The sequence below is a fragment of the Thermoanaerobacterium sp. RBIITD genome, from assembly GCF_900205865.1.
In the GTDB taxonomy this organism is placed as follows: Bacteria; Bacillota; Thermoanaerobacteria; order Thermoanaerobacterales; family Thermoanaerobacteraceae; genus Thermoanaerobacterium.
The window spans coordinates 2,149,460-2,172,886 of sequence record NZ_LT906662.1 but is presented as its reverse complement, the minus strand read 5'-3'; the positions used below and the strand labels follow the sequence as shown (position 1 = coordinate 2,172,886).

The 23,427-nt window shown below is 34.0% G+C and carries 24 protein-coding genes; all 24 read right to left on the bottom strand.

Translation table 11 applies throughout. From position 1 onward, the window contains the following. Window positions 1-84 precede the first annotated feature (84 nt). On the bottom strand, window positions 85-453 hold the full coding sequence (locus CPG45_RS18225; RefSeq protein WP_197702857.1) for a DNA alkylation repair protein: 369 nt from the start codon (window positions 451-453) through the stop codon (window positions 85-87). After that, window positions 450-728: a DNA alkylation repair protein gene (locus tag CPG45_RS17125; RefSeq protein ID WP_197702800.1), complete on the bottom strand. Its 279-nt coding sequence runs from the start codon at window positions 726-728 to the stop codon at window positions 450-452. Before CPG45_RS17125 ends, CPG45_RS18225 begins: the two co-directional genes overlap by 4 nt. Before the next feature lie 12 nt (window positions 729-740). Then, window positions 741-884 carry a hypothetical protein gene (locus CPG45_RS16860; RefSeq protein WP_157732383.1) on the bottom strand — a complete coding sequence of 48 codons (144 nt, stop codon included), beginning with the start codon at window positions 882-884 and terminating at the stop codon, window positions 741-743. A gap of 794 nt (window positions 885-1,678) precedes the next feature. After that, window positions 1,679-1,993: an NUDIX domain-containing protein gene (locus tag CPG45_RS10550; RefSeq protein ID WP_231968706.1), complete on the bottom strand. Its 315-nt coding sequence runs from the start codon at window positions 1,991-1,993 to the stop codon at window positions 1,679-1,681. Between the two features lie 113 nt (window positions 1,994-2,106). Next, window positions 2,107-2,868 (bottom strand): ImmA/IrrE family metallo-endopeptidase, encoded by a 762-nt coding sequence (locus CPG45_RS10545; protein WP_096231846.1) that lies wholly within the window; start codon window positions 2,866-2,868, stop codon window positions 2,107-2,109. A 2-nt stretch (window positions 2,869-2,870) separates the two neighbouring features. Beyond that, on the bottom strand, window positions 2,871-3,260 hold the full coding sequence (locus CPG45_RS10540) for a helix-turn-helix domain-containing protein (protein WP_096231845.1): 390 nt from the start codon (window positions 3,258-3,260) through the stop codon (window positions 2,871-2,873). A 193-nt stretch (window positions 3,261-3,453) separates the two neighbouring features. Then, complete coding sequence (locus CPG45_RS17120; RefSeq protein ID WP_197702799.1) at window positions 3,454-3,612, bottom strand: hypothetical protein; 159 nt, start codon at window positions 3,610-3,612, stop codon at window positions 3,454-3,456. 156 nt (window positions 3,613-3,768) lie between these two features. Beyond that, the gene (locus CPG45_RS10530) at window positions 3,769-4,647 is read right to left on the bottom strand and encodes an ADP-ribosylglycohydrolase family protein (RefSeq protein WP_096231844.1); all 879 of its coding nucleotides are present in this window, start codon (window positions 4,645-4,647) and stop codon (window positions 3,769-3,771) included. 17 nt (window positions 4,648-4,664) lie between these two features. Continuing rightward, window positions 4,665-4,793, bottom strand: a complete 129-nt coding sequence (locus CPG45_RS17915) for a hypothetical protein (RefSeq protein WP_255405056.1) — start codon at window positions 4,791-4,793, stop codon at window positions 4,665-4,667. A gap of 65 nt (window positions 4,794-4,858) precedes the next feature. Beyond that, the gene (locus CPG45_RS10525) at window positions 4,859-5,059 is read right to left on the bottom strand and encodes a hypothetical protein (RefSeq protein ID WP_096231843.1); all 201 of its coding nucleotides are present in this window, start codon (window positions 5,057-5,059) and stop codon (window positions 4,859-4,861) included. Window positions 5,060-5,208: 149 nt separating this feature from the next. Beyond that, complete coding sequence (locus CPG45_RS10520; RefSeq protein WP_096231842.1) at window positions 5,209-5,874, bottom strand: hypothetical protein; 666 nt, start codon at window positions 5,872-5,874, stop codon at window positions 5,209-5,211. A gap of 69 nt (window positions 5,875-5,943) precedes the next feature. Then, the gene (locus tag CPG45_RS10515) at window positions 5,944-7,410 is read right to left on the bottom strand and encodes a serine/threonine-protein kinase (protein ID WP_096231841.1); all 1,467 of its coding nucleotides are present in this window, start codon (window positions 7,408-7,410) and stop codon (window positions 5,944-5,946) included. Window position 7,411: 1 nt separating this feature from the next. Continuing rightward, the gene (locus CPG45_RS10510) at window positions 7,412-8,053 is read right to left on the bottom strand and encodes a hypothetical protein (protein ID WP_096231840.1); all 642 of its coding nucleotides are present in this window, start codon (window positions 8,051-8,053) and stop codon (window positions 7,412-7,414) included. Further along, window positions 8,046-9,731 carry a helicase HerA domain-containing protein gene (locus CPG45_RS10505; protein ID WP_096231839.1) on the bottom strand — a complete coding sequence of 562 codons (1,686 nt, stop codon included), beginning with the start codon at window positions 9,729-9,731 and terminating at the stop codon, window positions 8,046-8,048. Before CPG45_RS10505 ends, CPG45_RS10510 begins: the two co-directional genes overlap by 8 nt. 18 nt (window positions 9,732-9,749) lie before the next feature. Further along, window positions 9,750-10,910 carry a hypothetical protein gene (locus tag CPG45_RS10500; RefSeq protein ID WP_096231838.1) on the bottom strand — a complete coding sequence of 387 codons (1,161 nt, stop codon included), beginning with the start codon at window positions 10,908-10,910 and terminating at the stop codon, window positions 9,750-9,752. Further along, window positions 10,897-11,697, bottom strand: a complete 801-nt coding sequence (locus tag CPG45_RS10495) for a hypothetical protein (RefSeq protein WP_096231837.1) — start codon at window positions 11,695-11,697, stop codon at window positions 10,897-10,899. The genes CPG45_RS10500 and CPG45_RS10495 overlap by 14 nt, the downstream gene beginning before the upstream one ends. Further along, window positions 11,697-15,764 carry a hypothetical protein gene (locus tag CPG45_RS10490; protein ID WP_197702798.1) on the bottom strand — a complete coding sequence of 1,356 codons (4,068 nt, stop codon included), beginning with the start codon at window positions 15,762-15,764 and terminating at the stop codon, window positions 11,697-11,699. Before CPG45_RS10490 ends, CPG45_RS10495 begins: the two co-directional genes overlap by 1 nt. Window positions 15,765-15,769: 5 nt before the next feature. Further along, the gene (locus CPG45_RS10485) at window positions 15,770-16,825 is read right to left on the bottom strand and encodes a hypothetical protein (protein ID WP_096231835.1); all 1,056 of its coding nucleotides are present in this window, start codon (window positions 16,823-16,825) and stop codon (window positions 15,770-15,772) included. Continuing rightward, the gene (locus CPG45_RS10480; RefSeq protein WP_096231834.1) at window positions 16,822-17,877 is read right to left on the bottom strand and encodes a hypothetical protein; all 1,056 of its coding nucleotides are present in this window, start codon (window positions 17,875-17,877) and stop codon (window positions 16,822-16,824) included. Before CPG45_RS10480 ends, CPG45_RS10485 begins: the two co-directional genes overlap by 4 nt. A 32-nt stretch (window positions 17,878-17,909) precedes the next feature. Then, complete coding sequence (locus tag CPG45_RS10475; protein ID WP_096231833.1) at window positions 17,910-19,334, bottom strand: restriction endonuclease subunit S; 1,425 nt, start codon at window positions 19,332-19,334, stop codon at window positions 17,910-17,912. After that, window positions 19,335-21,221: an HsdM family class I SAM-dependent methyltransferase gene (locus CPG45_RS10470; RefSeq protein ID WP_096231832.1), complete on the bottom strand. Its 1,887-nt coding sequence runs from the start codon at window positions 21,219-21,221 to the stop codon at window positions 19,335-19,337. It lies immediately after the preceding gene. A gap of 12 nt (window positions 21,222-21,233) precedes the next feature. Beyond that, complete coding sequence (locus CPG45_RS10465) at window positions 21,234-21,596, bottom strand: hypothetical protein (RefSeq protein WP_096231831.1); 363 nt, start codon at window positions 21,594-21,596, stop codon at window positions 21,234-21,236. Between the two features lie 15 nt (window positions 21,597-21,611). Continuing rightward, complete coding sequence (locus CPG45_RS10460; RefSeq protein ID WP_096231830.1) at window positions 21,612-21,842, bottom strand: DUF2188 domain-containing protein; 231 nt, start codon at window positions 21,840-21,842, stop codon at window positions 21,612-21,614. Between the two features lie 14 nt (window positions 21,843-21,856). Next, the gene (locus tag CPG45_RS10455; protein WP_096231829.1) at window positions 21,857-23,131 is read right to left on the bottom strand and encodes a restriction endonuclease subunit S domain-containing protein; all 1,275 of its coding nucleotides are present in this window, start codon (window positions 23,129-23,131) and stop codon (window positions 21,857-21,859) included. Window positions 23,132-23,427: the final 296 nt, after the last annotated feature.

Below are 23,427 nucleotides of genomic sequence, written 5' to 3'. Positions count from 1 at the left end.
GCGTAGTGATTTTTCATTGGAATGCGATCAAAATTTTTCAAAAATAAGCCTATTTATTGTTCATAAAACTATTTTTGTCAAAACTTAGAGATATTTGCTTGCTTCTTTTACACTTAAAGGATGCAATTTATTATTGGCAATAAACTGTTTTACCCACTCCTTATCTGTTTTTGAATATTGTCTTAACGCCCAACCGATAGCTTTGTTTATGAAAAACTCCCCTGTATCGCAATTTTTAAGTATCGCCTGACTTAAAATGTTGGTGTCAGTTTTCTCCTTATATTGCAACTGAAAATCAATAGATATCCTCTTTAACCATATATTTCTGCTGTTAATCCATTTTAGTATAATACTATCTTTTAATTCAGGATATTTTAAACAGAGATGTCCTACAATCGCATCGAGACAATCTGTACTATCCCACCAGAAATTTGTAACTACAAGTTTCTCTATATTATCAACGTTTCAGGGATTAGAAAATCTTTTACAGCATTTAAATAATCCAATGCTAAATAGTGAAATTCTCTTTCTGGCATACCATAGCATTCGAATATAAACTGCCAGTCAATTTTTCCCTCCATTTTCTTTTGATTTATAAAATTCTTGGAGAGTTTTGTCCTCATTGGCTTTGGTATACCCAAAAAAGAAAATTTATTTTTCATGTATGCCGACATTTTTGCAGCATTTTCATCATCCCGTGCTTTGTAAAAGGTTTTAAATATATCCATGTAGATCCCCTTTCATTTCTCTATAATAATATCTTTATTATACATTAAAACCCTCAGCATAAAACTTATTTTTATATGTATTCCAAACAATTCTATAAATGGATCACTAACAGTGTTGTACACCCATTCTCTTTGAAGTTTAGTCTCATAATACATCCCTTTCCTCATTGAATAATCTTTAAATCTGCCAAAACTAATACCATTTACCTTATTAAAAGCTTACAACCTCCCCACAATATACCTTTTACAATATTGTCACCTTATAAAAATTTTATGACCAGAATGTTTGCCAATGTATCAACTTTCCCCATCTTTTCATAATAAAAGTAAATATGTTTATAGTATTAACGTCCTAGTGCAAAATCAAGCCGTCTTAAATAGATATAGAGAATATTAGTTTACTTAAAAAAATTTTGCAATAAAAATTACTAATTTTTCTGCTCTAGAATTGTCCTTCCTTTGTAGAAACCATATCTTTTGTAAAATTCCAATTGTTAACTTAAAATACTCTTTCCATTCCCCATCTCTCCAACCTGCACAAAATCTACATAGGATTTTCTGGGAGGTAATAAAGTTTTTCCGCGAAGCAGTATTATTTCTCTTATAAATTCCCAGATACTACTCTAATTTGTGTGAAAAAAGTTGTTCCAAAGGTGCAGTGTCAGGGATAAAAGGAAAAAAAGGATAAGTGGCGTAAATCCCGAATTTTTCGAGGCCTTATCACTTATCCATTTGTTACTCCGTGTGTACTTGATCTTTAATCCTTTTCCCTTATTCTTCCTCAAATAGAACCACTTTTTTCGCATGGTGAGAAGAATAAATGAAAAAAATTCATCTTTACTTAATCGCTTTCGTTAAAAGAATGTTTAGTATATCAGCGTGAAGCGTTTCATATCTTGGATTATTGAGTTCTTCTTTGGTAATCCAAGCTAACTCGGAGTGTTCATCATTCAGTTTGAGCGAAGAAATATAACGCTTTTAGGTTTAACAAGATACGTAAACACAACTCGGTAGATATCTTCATCTCCACTTTTACTTTTTAAATTCCTAACTAATAGCTCTTCCAACAATTCCACATCCAAATTGATTTCCTCTTTTGCTTCTCGATACAAACCTTGAACAGGAATTTCATCATATTTTACTTTCCCTGCGGGGACATTCCAAACATTCGGAGCAACCTTGCAATGTTCTGCACGTTTTGTCAAAAGAATCTTTCCCTCATGCAACAAAATGATTTCAACAGAAATTCGATAATTAGGATACATAATAACCCCTCCTTCTTTATTTAGGTATCGTCAAAAGCTTTGTTAATAAATTTGACTCATACCCTTGATTTATTAATGTTTTTGCTATACTCCTCTTCCAAGGGGTACTCATATCAGAATTGTTCAGGAGTAAGTCCGATAAATTCAAGGCTGGTTTTCATGTTCTTGTACGAGATATTCCCTCTTTCGTAGTTGGTTTTTACAAACTCGATATATTCTTTTGGTACATATGTTTCTTTTGATGGAGTTATCAAGTCTATACTGTAACCTTCCCGTCTGGTTAAAGATTGGAGCATCTCTGCTTTCTCTAATGAACAAATATCTACAAGTTCCTCATATTTGTCAATAGAGCATAAATCAAGTTGGATAAGCCTTTTTAACATAGCCTTATAACTTACTTTAAAATAATTGTGCATTCTAATGATATGCCTTGGCAAGACATTACTTTTATCTACATTAACAATTTTATAAAATACTTCTTTCACATAGTCCTCAGGCATTAAAAATTCGGAAGCAAATACATCCGCTTTCGTATCTTCCGCTTTATGCTTTTCATCATCCAAAAGGATTTTTTCTTTTTTCAGGATGTCAGCATTATAAATAAGATGGTATAGTTCATGAGCACCAGTATAGCGTTCATGTCCCAAAGTAAAATTACTGTTTAAATAAACAATAAACTGCTCTTCAAAATAGGTACTAAATCCTGATAACTCGTCAGTATCCAATGGCTTTCTTATTAAAAATGCAGCCTCTGAAAGAATATCAAATATATCAGAAAGCCCTTTCCTCGCAAATTTCATTCTCACATCTTCTGCCAAATCTTTGATTTGCAGTCTGAAAGATTCTTCTGGGAGATTCAAATTATTCTTTTGCAATTTTAACACTCCTCCCACAGTGGCTTTTTCTTTTGTGGTTTAAACTCTCCATTATATATTTTCTTTTGATAAATGAACATCTTTATCATATCCTGAAGTTTCTCCACTTCTTCAACGGTTTTCTCTGAAAAATTTTTCTTCCTGAATAGTGTAACTAAATCATCGTCTTCTTCATCTTCAAAAAGAATATTTATATCTATATTTAAAACCTTACATAGAGCATTTAACTCCACGGCCGATACGGTCCTGTTGCCGTTTTCTATTTTGCTTAATGTTTCCCTGCTCATGTTAATATCCTTTTCGGCAAGTCTTTCTACTACCTCAATCTGGCTTAATCCCCTTGCCTCTCTAGCATCCTTTATTTTTAATCCAATAGGAATATCCTTTGACATCTTTAATTCCTCCTTTTTGTAATATTATATTAAATCAATATTAGTTTTGTGTCAATATTTTATGTGTTTATGTAATATTTTATTACATATAAAGAATTTTCATGGAAAAAGTAAAATCCGAGATACCCAGATTCTAATAAAATAAGGCCTTGCAAGATAGACAACCCTATCCCCAAAGCCTTATTTCTTAATCCTAATCACTTTGTTCATTGATAAATTCAAAAATATCTGAGTTATCCATTTCTTTAAAAGCAATTGCTTTTACTATATTAGTTAAAACTACCTGATTGCCCTTGATTTCTCCAATCAAGGTGTAATGTGGGTCATCAGTGTATCCAATAATAAAATTCATTTGCTCCTTTTTCTATGTTCATTGAATGCAACTGTTTTAAAATGTTTTCCTCATTTAATCCATGCTTATCAATAAGTCCTAAATACGATAAAACAACCTTCCACTGGTCTAACTTATCTTTGAATCGTATGGCTTTTGCTGGGCTGGTAGACGGAATTACCCTTTTAAAATCCGTTGTGCAATAGAAATTAACTGGTCTTTTACCAATATCTTTTCCTTCCACCTATCGGGAATAGCATCATAGCCATAGTATACCCCAGCCATTCCTCCTGTAATTGCTGCTATAGTGTCCGCATCTCCTCCAAGGTTGGCTGCTTCACATACAGCATCCTCGAAGGAAGAAGTGTTAATAAAACACCATAATGCACATATCAAGGTATCAAACACATATCCCGTTGGCTTCAATTCATCTTTTGATAACTGGAATACCTGCTTATATTCTGGATACTTTTCAATATATTCCCTAATAGGTGGTATTTTAGCCTTATCATTTAGATACTGGTAAACTAACAGATTATAAAACTGGCAGGCATCCGTTGCTTTCTGGTCATAATGGGTAAGAACACTTTGAGAAGCAGTTATCTCCAGCATTTTTTCAACATCATTATAATATAACGCAACTGGCAAGCACCTCATAAGTGAACCATTTCCAGCACTCATACCACCTGTTGCCTGATGAGCATAGTAGGCAGTTTTCATCCAGTCATTGCTTCGTTTATACTCGCTAAGTGCAATTCGGATAATGTTGCCAATGTCCTTGGGTTTACTTTCATACCATTTAATAAAGTGTTTGCCGATATCTTCGGTAGGATTCTCTGGGTTATCCAGGATGCCTTCTGCCACAGCAATAGTCATCATTGTATCATCCGTCACTTCTCCAGGTGCCAAGTCCCAACAGCCTCCACCGATAATATCTTTTAGATATCCATATTTCTTTTTAATTTCAGACTTAGACATAAATTCTACAGTTCCACCGAGAGCATCCCCGCACGCAACGCCAAAAAGCCCTCCGAGTATGCGTTCATATCTATCCATAAAATACACTTCCTTAATTAAGATTTTTTTATCTTTCTTATCAACAAGTTCCCTTCAATTATCTTTCTATCACTTCCACAAACCCAATAATCAATACTGCTGGTTTCCCACGGGTAATATTCATTTCTTTTCTTTAATTGGTCCAAAACAGTATCCCCTAAATCTGCCTTTCTCTTTTCAATGGAAACAAATGCAATCGGGATATCTTTACTTATGGCATATTCTTTTGCCCTTTTCTTCCCTTGCCGACAAAATGGGATGGGGCTCCATCCAACACAGAATGGTCAGATGACTTTTTAATCCATTCACTTGACAAAAATCCTATAACGGAACTGTGAGAACTGCCGTACATTCTGGTGATAATGTCCCAATCAAACATCTTAATAATATTTTCTATAGAAGCAGAAATCATGCTTTTATCTCACCCGTAGTTCATTTCATTGGTAATATTGGTAATATAAATATAATAGTCAAAACAACCTTTATATACATATATCATCCTTCTACACGTATCTTAAATAAGCATCATCTAACCTCTGATAATCTTGTTTATTCAAACAATTAAATATTCTTTAGCCAACTTAATATATATTCAGGACTCTCCTTCAAAACATACATTCTTTTATAGTTATCTTTATTTTCTAATATATTTTCTTTTATCATAACCTTAATAACGCTGTACACCAAAGTTTTAGGAGACTTTTTGTAATTTGTTTCCTGCATAATTTTATCATTTAGTAATGCAGATATTGTCGATGTCTTTATATAATCCTTATTATATCTTACAAATTGATCAACGATGGTTTTAACAATTTCTTCAAATATATGTACTGGAATAATATTAGGATAACTACTGCTTCCGTCAGGCCTTGTCGTTTCAATCCTTATATTTTCATTTTCTTTCTTCCACGTCGTTCTATCTGCTACATCTTTTATATCTTTTTCGCTCTCCTCTTCAATTTCTTCGTTATCCTCTTCATTATTGCTATGAATATAACTCCCAAATACTTGATTATAAGAATTTCGCAATTTTGCAAGTTCTTCCATATGACTTTTAACCTGTTCTAATATTTGTAATGCATTCCGTATTTCTTCAACTTGATCATTTTTGCTGCAATCAGGTATATATTCTTGCAGTATCTTATTCTTGAGGTTTTCTAAACTGTCCTCTAGTAAATCGTATGAAGCGCTTATATCTTCGATTTCCTTCTTTATAACTGTATTCACTTTTTATCCCCCTTAATATAATTTTCTAAATTTTTGATATATATAGTTATTTCCTCTTAAATTGCAATATTACATCATTCTCAGATAACTTAAATACTTACTATATTCCTCCAACCTACTTCTAATCAGCGTATCATTCGGGTCTAAGCGTATGGCATAATTAAAATAAGCCCTTGCCTTTTTAAAGTCTTTTCTCTGGTCGTATGCGTGACCAAGTTTTTTTACTATATAAAGCATTCCAGGAGTCTTTTTATTAATATCCTCCAGAATCTCTATGGATTTTTCCTGTTCATTATTTAAGCCATAGGCACATGCCAGTTTATATCTATAGTTCAAGTCATCTGGATTTCTTGATACAAGTTTTTCATAGACCTTTGTTGCTTCGTCATATCTTTTCAGTTCAAGCAATAGTTTTCCTTTTAGATATAAAAGATTATCTTCTAAAGCCTCTCTTCTGATATCCTCTACCTCTTTAATTTCTATACTGTTTAGCACATCCATACTGTCAAAATATCTGCCTTGCTGATAATATGTATAGGCAGTATGGTATAAAATATCAGGAGATTTATTCCCATTCTCATACTCCGTTTTAAGCAGCAATTCTGCTTTATCAAATTCTTTATTCTTGTAGCATTGGATTACAAACTCTATCCAATCTGTATTATCATGCCCTGACTCAACATTCTTACTGTAAGATACTATATTACTATTTTCATTTCTAAATACAACTTCGAAATCTCTTTTTATTTCCTCAACATTCTGATACCTTTCTTCAGGATTTCTTTTTAGTAACTTTAAAATAATTTTTTCAACAGATTCAGGTATATTGTCATTTATTTCTCTCGGCTTTGGATAAGGCATATTATTTATTAGTTGATTTGCAGTTTCATGAGGGGTCCTGCCAGTTAAAAACTTATATAAAAGCACACCTAATGCATATATATCCGAGTTAAGATACCTGCGATTTGACCCAGCCACTTCAGGAGCCATATAAGCCCATGTACCCCCACCATCAATTGTTTTTATAAACAAATCCTCTATCAATTTACTTGTGCCAAAATCAGTTATTTTGGCTATTTTACCATCTGTTAAAATATTTTGGGGCTTAATATCCCCATGGCAAATATGCTTTGAATGAATATATTCTACACCATCAAGTATTTGCAAAAACAGATTATATATTTCTTCAAATGTTCTGGGGCTTTTAAAGCCCGTTTCACATAATTCATCTGATAATTTATGCCCATTAAAATATTCCATTTCGATGATAAAAACTCCATCTACCCGTCCCATCCAGTATATAGAAATTACATTAGGATGATGATTCCCGATGAATTCTTTTCCTTCCGATAGAGTGTTGTCTCCCCGTTCCTGGTCCTTAGGTATTTTAAGAGCCACTGTTTGTCTGTTTTCAAGATTTACTGCTTTCCATACAGAACCAAATGAGCCCTCATCAATAAATTCTTTTAGTAAATACCTGTCTCCTATATTCATATCTATCTGTGGATGAAAATTAACGACTTTCTTCTTTCTCATTTTAACCTACCTCTACCCATTGATTTAGTGTTAGATTATCAATATTGCCTGAAGCAACACAACGATATACCAGATAGGTAGTTTTCAAAGCATTTATTCCCCGTACATAGGTGCCATTACTTTTCTTAAAGCCATTATCCAGTATTGATATATATTCTTCAATATCCCCTGGATTTTCCCCGGCATAACTCCAGTATATAAACAATATAATAGGTACATTCCCTCCTAATTGATGATAAGCAAGAAGTAAATTTTCTATCTTCTCTTTGACTTTTAAATCTTTACGTCTATTTTTTTCATATCTTTCAAATTCACAAATCAGTATAGGGCTGTTATCTTTTTTTGAAAACCAAATGGAATCTGGTCTTACTTCGTCTTCCTTATTTCCATAACTGGCTTGGCTTTCTGCGACCATTTCTCCATAATTATTTTCCACATTATAAGGGAATACAGGACATTCAGAAAGAGATGTAACCCCATCAATGAATCTGCCTATCGCGGTTATATAATTAAGGCCTACGGTATGAACAGTTTCAGAGTAGTCCTTTATTCCGAAGTTTGTCATCATGGGAAACATTTCATTTCTAATTTTTCCCTCTTTAAATTCTTTCTTTATAAATGCAATGATTTTTTCTTTATTCATTGAATACGCCCCATTCTTTGATGACTTCTGGAGATTCCCCGCCATGTATCAACGCTTTTGTTCCTATTTTTACTAACAATGGCGCGGGTATTGACCTTCCGTTTATCAATGCTTCCCCTGTCGATAAAGATGGTAGTTCTTCAATATCAGATGTTGAAAACATGTCTGACGTTTTGGCAATAAATTTCTGATCATCTGGATTCTTTAATCTCATTGTAATAATTGTATTACATTGTGATGTAACATCTGGGTCCAGTTTTGAAGGTCTTTGAGATATAATTGCAAATCCTGTACCAAATTTTCTTCCTTCTGCAGCAATCTTCTTAATAATTTTTTTAGATATGCTTGGAATACCTGCTGGTGCAAAATTATGTCCCTCTTCATAAACAAGGAAACATGGCCTTATCTGTCTTTTCTTATCTGACGCTGCCCTCATAATCTCACTGGATATCAATGCTGTGATAATCTGCTTAGCATCATCAGACAGGCCTTGCAAATCTATAATTACAAGTCTTCCCACGCTATTTCCTTTTTCTCCAACCATCTTATAAATGTCTGTCGGTTCACCAATAGCCCTTGTATAAAAGCTCTTTGCTTCATTGATTACCCGGGTCAATTTCATGGAAGCAACTGCTGCACTCCTGTTATTTAGCACTTTTGCCTCCCCTTCGGTCAAATTATCCCAATTCTTTAATTCCTCAAGCCCTTGCTCATCTGAAAGCAGATATGTTAAATCCTGAATATCCCGTGGCGGATTATTATATTTTGCTTTCCAATACCTGATCGCGACATCTAATACTCTCTCCTGGGCTTCTGTCAAACCTGGAAGGATAGAAGATAAATCGTCCATGTCTAATCTATCAAACTGAAGCGCAAGATGATGATTTTTACCACTATATTTATAGTCAAAGGAATCCATTTGTGGAGTATATACTTTAATTCCTCCACCAGCCTTTAATAATTTTAAGAACTTCTCCTGAATTCTCTGGATACTCTTTTTTTCCTTCTCATCCTCAATAAAATCAAGATTGTTATTGAAATGTATTTCTCCCTTTTCAAAAGCCTTCCCGTATTCTCCATGAACGTCAAATACCACTACTGTGCCATTCATTTCTGCTACAAGTCTTTCAATAATTCTGCCTACAGTATATGATTTCCCCGAACCAGTCATAGCCAGTACCGCCAGATGCTCTGTAACCAGTTTATTTACATCCAGATAAACAGGAACTATATTATTTCCCTTATCATATCCAATCAAATTACCTATATTAATGCTTGTATTTTCATCAAATTTATAAAATTTTGATAAAAACTCATAATCAACGCCATACACTTTTTCCCCTGGGTTAAGAGGTCTCCTGGGCATTTTTATCTGTCCATAGTTGTCCCTGTATCCAACCAGTTCTATTGTGCCAAACAAAGTCTCTCCAGTAACTTGTGCCCCTGGTAGTATTTCAAGGGATGACAAACCCTCCCCCATATTGGAGTTATACAGAATATTGCTTCTGGATATGGATACAATTCTCCCAAGAACGTATGTATCCCCATCTTCTTCTGATTCTCTATGCCTGATTTTTACAAACTCTCCCCTTTTAGCCGAGAAACTATTTTCAAGGGCAATTTTTAAGTCATTCGGGTTCCCTGTATTACCGATAAGTTTACCTATGTATTTATCCATTAAAACCACCTCTTTTACCTACTCCTCGAATGCATCTAAGTCTTCTTTCCATATATTTTCCAACTCTTCATTCTTGAGCATTTCCCTGGCCTGTGTTTTATAATATTGCAAGATGGCATTTTTCCCATTATTTGTCGCTTCTAAAGGCTTTAAAGCATACTTTGCATACCATAGTGGAATTGGCATGGCTTTCTGCTGGTCAAATGCAATTAATGAAATAATCTGAGAAGCCAGTTCATCCAGCATATCTGAAGTCCAGTTTTCCACTTTTCCAAGGACCTCTACAAGAAGTGGTGGAGTAACATTTCCAGCTTTTATGTGCATACCAATAAGTCCAACTTCTCGCAATGATTCTGGTTCCAATCTACTATCTTTATTTAACCCATCATACTGAAATGCTGCTGTTCTTGTTTTCTTTACAAGAATACCTGTTAATAACCTTTTAATACCTACACTCTGAATTTTTGGCATTAAAGTATCTAATCTGTTAATAATGCTTCTGTCTATTGGGTCAGGTATATACTTGATATTGTCATTAGAAAGTCCGAATATAATGGCACCAAATCTTTTGTTTCCAACTGATGCTATTTTAACCCCGTTTTTATTAAAGGGATATATTTTCCCTATATATCTATCCCAAAATTTTTCTATAGTTTTCCTGCATTTATTATAAATATTTATAATATCCTTTCTTTCCTCAAGAGGAGCATCTGCTCTTTCAAGAACAAGGGGAACGTCTAAAATCACCAATTCTGGTTTTTCATCATCTTCCATTAAATCTTCAAGTAGCTTATATACATTAATAATATCTATAAACTTTAACTTTTTCTGACTATCCAAATCATCTATCTCGTCTACATCCACTGTGCTTTCCTGCCTTGTTTTGTAAATAGAACCTTCCTGAATAAGGATATCCTGCCTTACTGCTCCAGCAACATATAGTATTCCGCCAAATGCATTGGAGGTCCTATCGGTTGCTGCAATTCCTGAAGCCTTAATGGTAAGGGGATTTATTAGTTCAATATTCCTAATTACTCCACTTTCTTTTAATGCAGGGGCAATCTTATCTATAAACCGCATTTTTGATGATAACTTGGAAACTGTGGCTGGCAGCCCCAACTGAATATTGGCTACTATACTTTGGGATACTGGGGTGCCACCTTCTTTAATCCCATCCATCTTCCTTTTCACCTCTTAGTTTTACAGCGTTGATAAAAGCCTTTAATTTTCTTTCCTTTACTATAGCCAGCCCCTTTTCAGTCAATCCATTACCACCTACATATTCATTATCAATTAACTCCTTATATTTTTGTTCAACATCTTTGTCATCAACTGTTACTCCAAAATATTTACTAACTTTTGCAGATATTTGTTGGCTTAAATCCACTTTAGCACCTGATAAAATAATTAAATAAATATGAATATCATCTAAAAGCAAACCTCTATCTTGTACTTGAAATTCTGGCCTTATATTGTCAACATACAACAAAGAATCAAATAAAATCTTGAACTTATCTTCAAACTGAATTAGTTTATAGTCTAATAACGGCAGCGTCACTACCGTTATTAGACCTGACACCGTATTCTTTCTGTAGTGAATGCCAAAACATTTACCATCTTGCTGAAATACAACTTCTTTAGCATAAGTTTCAATTTCATAGCCTACTGGAACTTCATCAAAACTTCCATCTGCCCTACAGATTTTTATATCTACAGATGAATGAAATATATCCTTTAAATTCATCTCAATCCAAGCAGGTGTAAGTACTAACTGATTCCTACTGTCTTCAAGCCATCTATTTAATACATTTAACCGCTGCTTATTCATTTTATTCAAAAGAATCCCCGGCAAAACCAAAACTCCAGTTTGAAGTGCATCTTCCTTTACTGCTTTGCAGGCATAGAAATTTTTTAGAAGCCTATACTCCGTCCTGTTTTTATATTCATCCAATACCTGAATAAACATCACAGCACCTCAACTTTTGTTCTAATCAATTTTATCGATTCTAATTCTCTCTTCTCATCGAGGAAATCATCCCAGTTAATATCACCATCTTTTTCTACCACCTGCTTAAAGAAACTGAAGGTTGTTTTCTTGGTAATTGGTGAGTTTTTAAAGAAAGATTCACCTTCCTCGACGAGTCTATTCATTTTATCCTGTATTGCTTTTTTGGTGGCCTCATATGTCGGCTCTTTCGGATACTCTTCCATGTTGATTTCAGCAGATACAGGAGTCTTTCCTTGAACTCTTCGTATCTTATCCAGGGTTTTTATAACCAATAAATCATAAAACTCATTCTTCTTTGTCCTTGCGAAATTCATTACATTATTTTTATACCCTTCAATAAGTCCCACATACTGCTGCATATCTTCAACATTCTTTTTAAGAAGTTCCAAAAATTCATCAGACTTACTCAGCATAACAGGCTCATTATCCTCTATCTCCTGTTCAAGACCACCATCCACAAACATCTCTATTTCCTTAATACAGTTGCTCAAGTTTCTTACTTCCGGGTGATTTCTTAATTTATCTGGGGCATCGGAAAAATAATGAACCCACCTTTCACTTTCAGACAACTTCTTATAGCAGTCTATAATAGATGTAAAATTTTTATAGATGTTTCTGTACTCCCCAATTATTCCCTTATCATTAGCCCACTTTAATTCATTATTATCAATGACTTCCAGCCCACAGGCATCAAGTATTTCTTCAATTCGCTTATATGCCCCGCTAAAGTCTCCGTCTTTTAACTTATATGCAAGAGTATTTACATATGAAACCATAGTCCCCGTACCTGATATTGTCATCTTATCGTAGTCTGTTGAATTTTCTAGTTCATTGCAATACTTTTGAAGTATATTTGTTATTGGAGAAATAGGAAGCATAAAGCCTTCATACTCACATTTATCTTTGATTTCATCTATCTTGTCAGTAATGCACTTTACCGCTGGGTCTTTCAAATTATTGATATAGTCTATAAACAATCTAATATGCCTTATCCTAAACCACAAAGGCTTATCTTTGTCGTCAATTTTAATATCCTTTATAATGTTAGGATTATAGGTTTTATTGTTGTTCCATCCATCCCTGTCATATACTTGGTCGCAAATTTTCAAGAATTCCTCAATTTTCGAAATAACTTCTTTGAAGTTCTCAAAATTTTTATCATCTCTTTCAGATAATTTGTCAATATTGATACTATCTTTTATTCTTTCAGCCTCCTGAAGTTGTACTTTATAGTAAGGAACCTGATTCTTCTCAAGCACATCCAGGTAAGGGCCGTTGATAACCTTCTTCATATTCTCTATTTCCTTCTTGCAGTCATCTTCAAGCCACCTTTTAACTACAGAATATCTTCCATTCAACTCGTAACTGGATATTCTTTCAATAAAGCCATCCTTGGTCTTTAACAGAAGATTTAAACCCATCATAAACTCTATCCACTGCTCTACAATGCGCTTAGGCTTTACTTCTTTGATGAGGCTAAAAAAGAATTTGTTCTCATAGTCAGTCAAAGACTGATTATGATTTGCGTTGAATTTCAGTATTCTGTTCATACATGGAGGTATACTGATTTTGTACCTGTTTTCGTCCTCTTTTATGAACAGTCCTGTCTCCTTGTAGCCTTGCCCTTCATTCATTCTTCCTATGGTAGTTGATTTCAAAGCAACTTTTAATTCCGTATATTCAGCATCTGACAATCTCACATCTTTTTTACTGCCAAGTTCTTCAAAATCAAGGTCGTATATGAGCATTCGTTTGAAGGCATTTGCAAGAATTCCTATTTGCTTTTCATCATGTTTCTTGTAGATGATAGGTCTTAATATCCAGCCTTCCTCATCTAACCGTTCAAACCATTCTCTTGCTTTCAAGTTGAAATGGTCTCTAATCTTACGAATTCTATCCCTAAAGGTTGAAGTAATGAAATTTCTATTCTCCCTTATATCCAATATATTCTTATCCAGGGACATAACTTCCAAAATATCTTTCTGAAGTCTTGTTATATTGATAAATATCAAGCACTTTCCTATACCTTCATACTTTTCCTTAACAAATTTTTCAGTGTAATCAGTACTTATAACCGAATCAGAAAGCACAATTACTGGATGAACTCCATCTTTAAGGAGCCTATTGTCAAGCAACACATCTCTTAATTTTTCTTCATCCTTGCCCCATATGATGTCTACTATCCTATCTCCATGAACGTCAAGATAGGGTCCCCCTTCTACCTTGGTTCTGACACATTCAACACCATTAATAGTATAAAAACTTTCTTCAGGGTAATTTATCTCTAAAGCCCTGCATGCACCCGAAAGAACTCTTTTTACTTCTTCTTTTCTATTTTTACTTCTTTCTTTTATTAATTTTTCAATCTCTTTGTTCTTTTCGGTGTCAGGAACATACCCAAAATCATCTTTTTCTACCCTGTACCTTTTATCAAGTCGACTTAAATAAGCAAAGTTAGGTCCAATATATTCTGCTTCTTTTATATCTTCTTTTTCTAATTTTTCAAGGATATATCCATAGATATATCTTGCTGATTCTTCAATATCATCCTTCGGATACAACATCCTGACCTGGTCTAAAAATGTTTCTTCTTCCTTCCCCACAATATACTCATTTTCTTTTACATTGAGAGAAAAAGTTTTTAGGCTTCTCAAAAGTATGCCTAAATCAAAACTGCTTCCGAAATTATTAACAAATATATCTCCCGTTTCTCTTTTGTAGCCTTGAGAATTGAGGTAAACCGCCAAATCATCCTTTTCTAATTTCACACAGTAAAACTCTTTGAATAACTTTTCGCCATCTTCTGCCTTTGCATTCATCATGGCTTTGATTTCTTCAATAGAATAACTGGCCTTTTTCTGCGGAATTTGCTTTAGAAGGGCATGTTTTATAGTCTGTCTAAATCTGTCATCACATTGAATGTAGTCAAAGGCAGGTTTGTCAATCAAACTTTCCTTAAAACGGTTGCTTGAATTCAATATGTTTTCAAAGATATATCCCGTATCTTTTCTGATTGTATCATCTTCCATCTTCTGGTCCACATTATGCATAATAACATTGAACCAGCCAAAATTGCCCCCTGCAATAGTATAGGCCGCTTCAACTAAACCCTTAGGATATTCGGGTATCATACCTTTTTTATTGAGATAATCTATAAAATCCGATATATCCGCAAAGGAATTTTGAAGCATTTCATACATTTCAGTCCTTCTATCCAATGCTCCTATACCCTGGATACTTCCCCCTATGACTGTAGAACATAAAAGAAGGAATGATACTTCAGGGTATTTCTTTCTTGGATCTTCATGTTTTATAGCATTGGTAATTACCTGAATTGCTTCTCCATCAATTTTACTTACCAGTTCCTTGTCTTTTTCAATTCCGTACTTTGCGATTTCTCCCGCTGTTTCAAGTTCATCACAAACAATTAGAAGATGGTCAATACCAAACTTCTTAATATACTCGATTCCCCTGCGGGTTAATTCATCCAGCCTTTCTTTACTTATCACCAATTCATCCAAATTCACGCTATTTACTTGAAGCAAATCTCCCAATATGTTTCTATCAAATCCCATGGGGGATAAGGCATCTTGAATACACTCCACAATCTTTCCCTGTATGCTACCATCAGATTCCTTACTTAAAACTGACAGTGCAGTATATATGCCATATGCCACCCAGTTATCCCCTATTAAATCCTCATGGCACATTTGAGAATACCTTATGTATAAAGGCAGAACTCCATCTTCAAAATTGGGTTTAAAAATCCTTACTTCTTTTTGCTCACCATCTTCATTTATAATCCATCCTTTATCCATTCCAAGGAGTTCTGAAATAAGTTCGAAACCGATACGGGATTTACCTACACCCCACTTTGAAATCAGCGGGAAAATAGTTGCCATCCCTGCACTTTTCATAGTCTTCGTAAAGCCTTTGAAAATTTCATAAAACTCTTTCTGTCCTACCATTGGCTGATTTAACGGAAAATCACTGGTACCAAAAGGAGCCCATATAGACATATCCATCCCTCCTAATCTCTAATCTCCAACTTAATTAATTGATAATCTTTTTTCCCCAGCAAGCCCCTGCCGTGCCTGGGCTGTCCCTGCTCATGGTCTTTAATTATAAACTTCCCTTTGTTTATACCTGTAACAAAGTAATGGTCAATCCATTGTTCTTCTGCCATGGTATTCTCACTGTCAACCTTCTTTTTCAATATGGAGCCTACTATTCCTATTGGGAAAAATCCCCTTGCATCCGAGTATTCTTTAATTAATTTATGTAGTATTTCTATATCATCCATATCGGCTTCATTTACTAAACTTTCATATACATCAATACCTGTATCCTCTTTTATCTTATGTTTATCTAAGATGTACCTTCCATCTTCGCTTTCAACAATCCACCCTAAATAATCAAATAACAGCATTGGTATTTTTAAATAAGTACTCATAGAACCTAAAGAAGGATAATCTTTATTAACGCCCCTAAATTCTATTTCTTCCCCATTTCCAATATCAAGTTCCATTTTCCAGAAATCCCCTAATATTTTTGATTGATTCTCCTTCATTAAACTATTAATGTTCATTTCATCAGGCTTACTGCTGAAAATGTAAAACTTCTTGTCATTTAGGGTTATATAAGCCTTTGCGAAGTTTTCCATATATCCTTTTTCAAAATAGAGATATCCTCCATTTAGCATCGCATAAGCAATGGTCCTAATTCTTATGGAATACTTTAATAATTGCTTGGCCAATACCTTTTCCCATTCTTCATTATGTTTAAATCTTTCTACCAGTTCAGTGGCACCCTCTGTAAGTTCATATCCGCCTTCAATTTCCTTTATAAAGTTACATCCAACAATAGTTAAAGAGTTTTTATCTTTTTCTGCACCAAACAGACCATATACCTCATCAGCATTAACAATTCTTCCGCTCTCGTCAACCTTATAGCCCAGATAATCCTTGGCTAAATCTTTTTTACTGCTGCAGGGTACTTTCTTTGGTAAGGATTTTAAAATTTCTGCCCATCTTTCTATATTGGATGCCTTTACCCAAAATCTGTCCGTACCTATTTTTATAATCATAATGTATTCCTCAACTTTTCTACATAGTCTTTAAGGGTGCTTTTAAACTTTCTGGAGCGGTTTTTTATAATAATATCCTTTGAGTATATCAGGTCTTTAAACTTTTCATTGAGGACATATTCCCCATCTTTAAAATCAATTTTCTGCTCATCCATCATATCAAAAACCACCTTGTCTACTTCAGGAGCCTTATCTGGGAAAAGGTACATATCATTTTCCATGCAAAACTCATATACAAAATCATTGAGCCTTCCTACCCTAACTTCCCTGCCCTTTGTATTAAAGATGTAAAAGTCTAAGGCTTGAGTTGTATAGTAGTTGGTGTGGTCCGTGGGTCTTATGGATAATCCTTCAAAACCAGCCGTTTGGTATTCAAGGGCTACCATTGATAGTATCGTTAAAAAAGTTTTCCATGGGTAAGAAAGAACCTCCGCTACTTTCTCTTCCACTGGAAAATCCTTGTATTCATAGGGAGTAAAGGTGTATTTGTTTTTATCCTTTAACTTCGAGAGGTTAACAGATGAAGTTATCCTCCTGCCCTGTACCCATATTTCATTAGGGTTATTACCCATCGGTGATAACTCCACATCCTCTGTATCCTCTGCCAACTGCATGGTTTTTAGTTTTGTAAGTATTGAAGGATATTGAGGATAACCATTAAACACAGCCTGATAAAAGGATTTTATTTCTTCCGTTTCTTCTACATCTTTATCCTTGATGTTTAATATGGTTTCAGCAAATTCAGGGATGCTGTCTATAAACTCATATAGAGCTTTACTGTCCCCTCTTTGACCTATAATACAAGCCTCTTTGTATACTTTTTTTAGCAACTTATGTAACAGAGGTGGATAGAAACAGAGAAGCGATGTTATAAAATCTTCTCTATTTACTTTTCCGCTAAACTTAATCCATTTTTTCGTAATAACCAGCCTGTCCTCTACAAGACTAATAAAGTTTTGGTCTATAAGGTATTGTAAATCTATGTTATTTTTTATTTCCCCGTAGTCGTATAGGTTATTTAAACTTTTAACCAACTCGTTTATGTTTACCAAAGGTCTCACCTGCCTTTGCTCTGTACAAAATTTTAACTATTTGCTTTTACTTTTGACATATCAAAGTTGCCTTCTATTAGGTCTTCAACATCTTGCTTGGCTTCCTGGATTAGTTGCTTTGATTGTCTTTTTTTATTAATATAATTTTTGATTAATTCTTCAATTTTATCTTGATTTTCTTTTGAAATAATAGGTATTATAATTCTACCAATTTCTTGTAAATTAATATTTTGCTGAACAGCACCATTTTGTAACCTTTCAATTTGCCATTTCCCCCAAAATGAATTTAAGAATGCTGCTATATAATAAGGGTTCCATATTCTCATATCAATACGTAGTTTTATCATAAATGAACCAAATGAGAACCCATCGCATTTTTCATCAACAACTGCACTAATACCAACAGTTCCACTTCTTGTTATCAAAATATCTCCAGTATTTACATGATGGTCTTTAACTTCATCTTTTAATTTTTTATTTAAATATACAATATCATCAATATTAATTTCATTATCAGTTAAATTATTTCCTCTAATAAAAGGTATACCAACCATTGTGTAATCTGCTGGCACAGATGCTCCATACTTACTTTCGATTATAATATCCTTAAAAGAAGTAACTTTTTTACTTTTTAAGAGTTTCTCTAATGTAATATATTTTGTTTTATAATACTCCGAATCTAATCTTTCAGAATCAATATAATTACTATTGACAAATGAAAACATATCTTTATCAAAATCATTTAATGGTTTAAGTTGAAGCATTTCATAAAGAAATGTTTCAGCCTCTTTCTTCAATCTTTTCGCTTCTTCTCTCAACTCATCTGCTTTTCTAACCTTATCTCCTATGTATTTTTGAATTTCAGGAGATGGGATGGGGATTAAAAATTTTTCAATATCTTTTGGATATAATTCGGTCTGACCAGTACTTCCTAAAGTATTTTGTTCAATCATAATTTGCCCATATTTACTCTGTAAGTATGCCTTTAAATATCCACTATCGAAATTTTCTTTAGTTCTTAAAATAGTTATATGTCCATCGACAGTTGCTGGAAAATTACCATAAAATAAATCAACTTTTCCCAATGAGCCAACGCCCGTTGATGCCAACAAAACATCTCCCTTTTTTATATGGCACGATTTATTTTTGATAAAGTCTTCTTTTGATACATAATCAGGTTCTTCATCTACTCCAAAATTAGTTAAATTACGAACTTTATAATTAGGTATTTCTCCATCCTTTAATACACTTAACCCTTTACCCCTTCGATTTACTTCAACAATATCATTTATTTTGAGTATATATAATCCACTATTTAATATATTTTCTATATTAGTCAACATTTTTTCTTTATAATGATTGCTGTTAATTCTGTCATCTATGAAACTACTATTAATCCAAATTATGTTTGGCTTTTTCATAATTGAAATATAAGCATTCACTTTATATATCACCACCTATTCTACATCCTCCGGCATACCCTTCTTATAAGCCTCCACAATCTTTAGTAGGTCATTGTGGTCATCGCCTAGTTGTACTTCTACATTCTGTTTTACAGTAAATCCAACCTCATCTGCTACTGCCATAAATACAGGACCCTGTTTTTCTCCTGGATGTTCCTTCTTTTTTAGGTACAGCAGCGAAGTTTTTGCACCTGCTCCTGAAAGGGCAAAGGTTTCTTGCGGAAGGCTAATTACTGCTTTCAGTATTGCTTTACCACCTTCAAATTCCCCAGTTACAGGGTTCTTTTTACCCATGATGTATTCACGGACATATTTATCCCCTGAGTTTGAGAGTATGCCGTCTGGTACAACTATCATGAGTAGCCCGCCTGGTTTCAATAATTGAAGGTTTCTATCGATAAACAATACTGCAGGGTCTACAGAATTTACTTCTTTCCACTGACCTCTGCTGTCTGGCTTTGACCCAAGTGATAAGCCATAAGGATTCATTCTGTTTTGTCCATCCTCATCTATGTCAGAAGAATAATATTTGATAATTTCAGCGCCTTCAGGGTTTTCAACAGTGGTATTCCCTTTCTTAATCGTTTTTGAAATACCAGTTTTCGAAAATGGAGGATTTGTAAGGATTGCATCGAATGTCCCTGGTTTAAGGCGTGTATTCACTAGTGAATTTCTCGTTTGGAAAATAGGACACTTAGGCGCTCCATGTAGCGCCATATTGATTCTTGCCTTGAGAACCATTCCCGGGGCATTATCCGCACCGATAAAGCAGTGTTCCTTCATTTGTTCAAAAAGTTCTTCATATTGTTTCTTGTCTCCTGTTAATTTATTTAGGAGGTAGTGTTCTATCTTCTGAAGCATTTTTATTAAAAATCCCGCCGAACCGCAGCACAAATCACCTATGCGGAGGGTAGGGATTCCTGTTTTTGGGTCTTTACCAATTAGTTTTGCTGCCCCATCTTTGGTAAGGTCGTGTAAAACCATTTCTGCTGCTGCTTCCGTTACCTGTCTTGGAGTAAGATAGATACCCATACCGCCTTTATTCTCAAACTTTCCACGAAGCAGTACATCAAAAACCCTGCCCAATACATCCCCAGTCAAATCCCTTAAAGTGGCAGGTTTCTCTACACCGTCAATTACTATCGGTCCTAAATCCTGGAGAGCCTTTAAAACAGCAATATAAATGTTGGGATTCTCCAGTTTTATATATTCATCTGCACTAAATATGTTTGCCTTTTCCCCATTATCCAAAATAGCAACATAATCTGCATGGTCCTTTATTTCTTTAAAGGCTTCCCTTATCTCTTGGACGGCTTTACCCTTGTTTTTTGCTACATATTCGTAACTGTAAATATCATTAAAAAATTTTCCTGATAAATTTCCTTTTTTCAACTGATAATCTGGGTGATATAGCCTGAATGTTTCCATGAAAATAAGTTTACTAAATTCATCAATTACATCATTGGAATTATTCACATGGTCTTTATTTGCATAAATCATTTCATGGAGTCCATCAAATTTCTCTTGTAGCTCCTGATATTTTCTTATTGACCATTTGTCCCTATCAGTAAGTTGCCTTTTGCCTGAGTACAATTTGTTTTCATCTTCAAAGACCGATGGAATTTCAGAAACAGCCTTTTCCTCTTCCACAAGTATATAGGCATTGCTGGTACCATTTGTAATCCAAGCATATGTAGATATAGGATCTGTTGCCATTGCTTCATAGGTTATGCTTGTAACCAGTTCTGGTTTCAACTGTTCTTCATCTACTTTTTTTACATATACATATACATCTTTATGACTGGCTACAAAGGTAGCATCATCAATATCCTTTATTTCATCGTAACCAAGTTTTTTGATTTTATCCTTTAGTTCCTGCATGCAAGTTCCTCCTTAATTTTCTGCTCTCATTAAAACAGCTCCGTTGGGATGAAGTATATACCTTCCACTTTGCTCGGCAATTTTTGATATCTCCTCTGCACTAACAGTAATATCACTTGGTACATACTCCATAATTTTTTTAATGGGTATGACTGGCTTTCCCTCTATGGCTTTATCTATTACATCCAGTATAATGTTATTTAAATCATTTCCTGCAGCACTGTATATGTCTCCTATTTTTTTGATATTGCTATCCATTTGAAGAAATAATTCTACTTGTGCTTTGTTCCATCTTATACCCGATTCATTTAATCTTTGATGTAACTCTTCAATGGACTTAGGAGTTTTAAGTTGATCATATATTATTTCTACCAACAGCATCCACCTCCATTAATGTTCCTTATCTCGTGGTGGACACGTGTCATTTCCATAACTATCTTTACTTCTTATTTTGCCGTCTCTTCCTTGGATAATCAGTTCTGATTTCTGGTTTTGGGCAATTCCTTTTGCTACATTTATTGCTTGTTTTTGCGTATCAGTAACTTTAGTTACTCTTTCGTTGCCTTCACCTTTAACAGCCCATTTGTCGCCATGTTTTACAACCCATTGATTTTTACCCATATATAACACCTCTTTTAAAATTTGTTTTGTAACTGATTTAAATAATTCATCATTTTATCTGCTATTTGCCACTCTAAATCTGTCCTCAGCCGTGGTATTCTAATTCTTTCAAAGTCCTTTCTCTGAATAAGTTTATACAATGTTCCTTTAGTAAACATATTTATCTGATTTAAAATCACTGGCTGTTTAAATAAAAATAAGAGATAATAAGGACTAATATTTCTGGGAACCAAATTGTACAGCGCATCTGTTGTGACCATACCATCAAATTCTTCTGTGATAAGCGCCGTTGCATGTCCCTTAGTCCCTGTGGCACTTCCACCTTTGGCAGTTACTATTTCTCCACTTCTGACAATATATCTCATCCGATTGCTTAAATTGCCGTAAAAATCCTCGTGAGTTTCTTTTATAATTGAAAAATAAGGGTCTATATCAGCCAACAAAAAATACTTTACCTTTTGATTTTCGTTTATTTTAGGTCTCTCGGCCACTTTGATTTTTACAAGTTCTCCAAGTTCCTGCCATTTAACATTTTCCGTGTTTTTCTGAATCACCCTATACAATTCAGTATAAAAATTCGAATAATATTCAGGGTCTAACCTATGGCTATCAAGATGATCTGTAACATAAAAGTATTTAAGGTACTCTTCTTCCCCTTTATAATCAATTATTTTATAAAACATGTTTTCCGCTGATTTATATAATTTTTCTGCCCTTGCATACCGTAAAGCATCATCAGAATAGCCTTCTTTATATGCGCCAAAATCTTCAGGAATTAATAAATTTGCAACATCCTCCACAAAAATTTTATTTAGAATCCCTATTTTTATAGAGTTTAAGAGCATTTGCCCTGTATCACTTTTTAAAAATCTATATAACTTTACACCTTTACTCCTGTCCCTTAACGTAATTTTTATAATATCCGACGTTACTACACAGCCTTCTAATGCTTCATTTGCGTATATTATCTGTCCTGATTTGCCTGACGATGTAATCAAAACATCACCACTATTAATAATGTCTTTTTCTTTCACCACTTCAGTCCGTACCATCTTTAGTTCATTAACATATACAATATCACTTCTTATATCTCCAGGAGCAACGATTCTGTACCCATCCTTATCTGTATAATATTCTTTTTTCACTCTAATTCCGCTTGTGATTTCTTCACAAATATTATTTAATACAACAAGCGGTTGTTCCTTTAATAATTGTTGTATTTTATATCGTTGCACTACATAATTATAAGAAATCCTTTGTCCATCCATATTATCTGGTTTAATAAACATATACTCCACTTAACTCACCATTAATATATCACATAATTTCCCTTAAAACACAGTTCGTTTATATGTATATATTATTACTATTTTTAAGAAAAGTCAATAGATTTGCTTCCAATTTTTTCTGAAAAATAAAACAGCATATAACCAATCATCACATAATGCCACAAAAAAATAAAAACAGGCACAGACATCCTGTTTTTATAAATGCGGATTCAGTATAGCTCTTTCTTCTACTCCATTATGAATATGAAGATTAATTTACTCCTGCCAAAAACAAGTCTTGTTTATGAATAATCCGA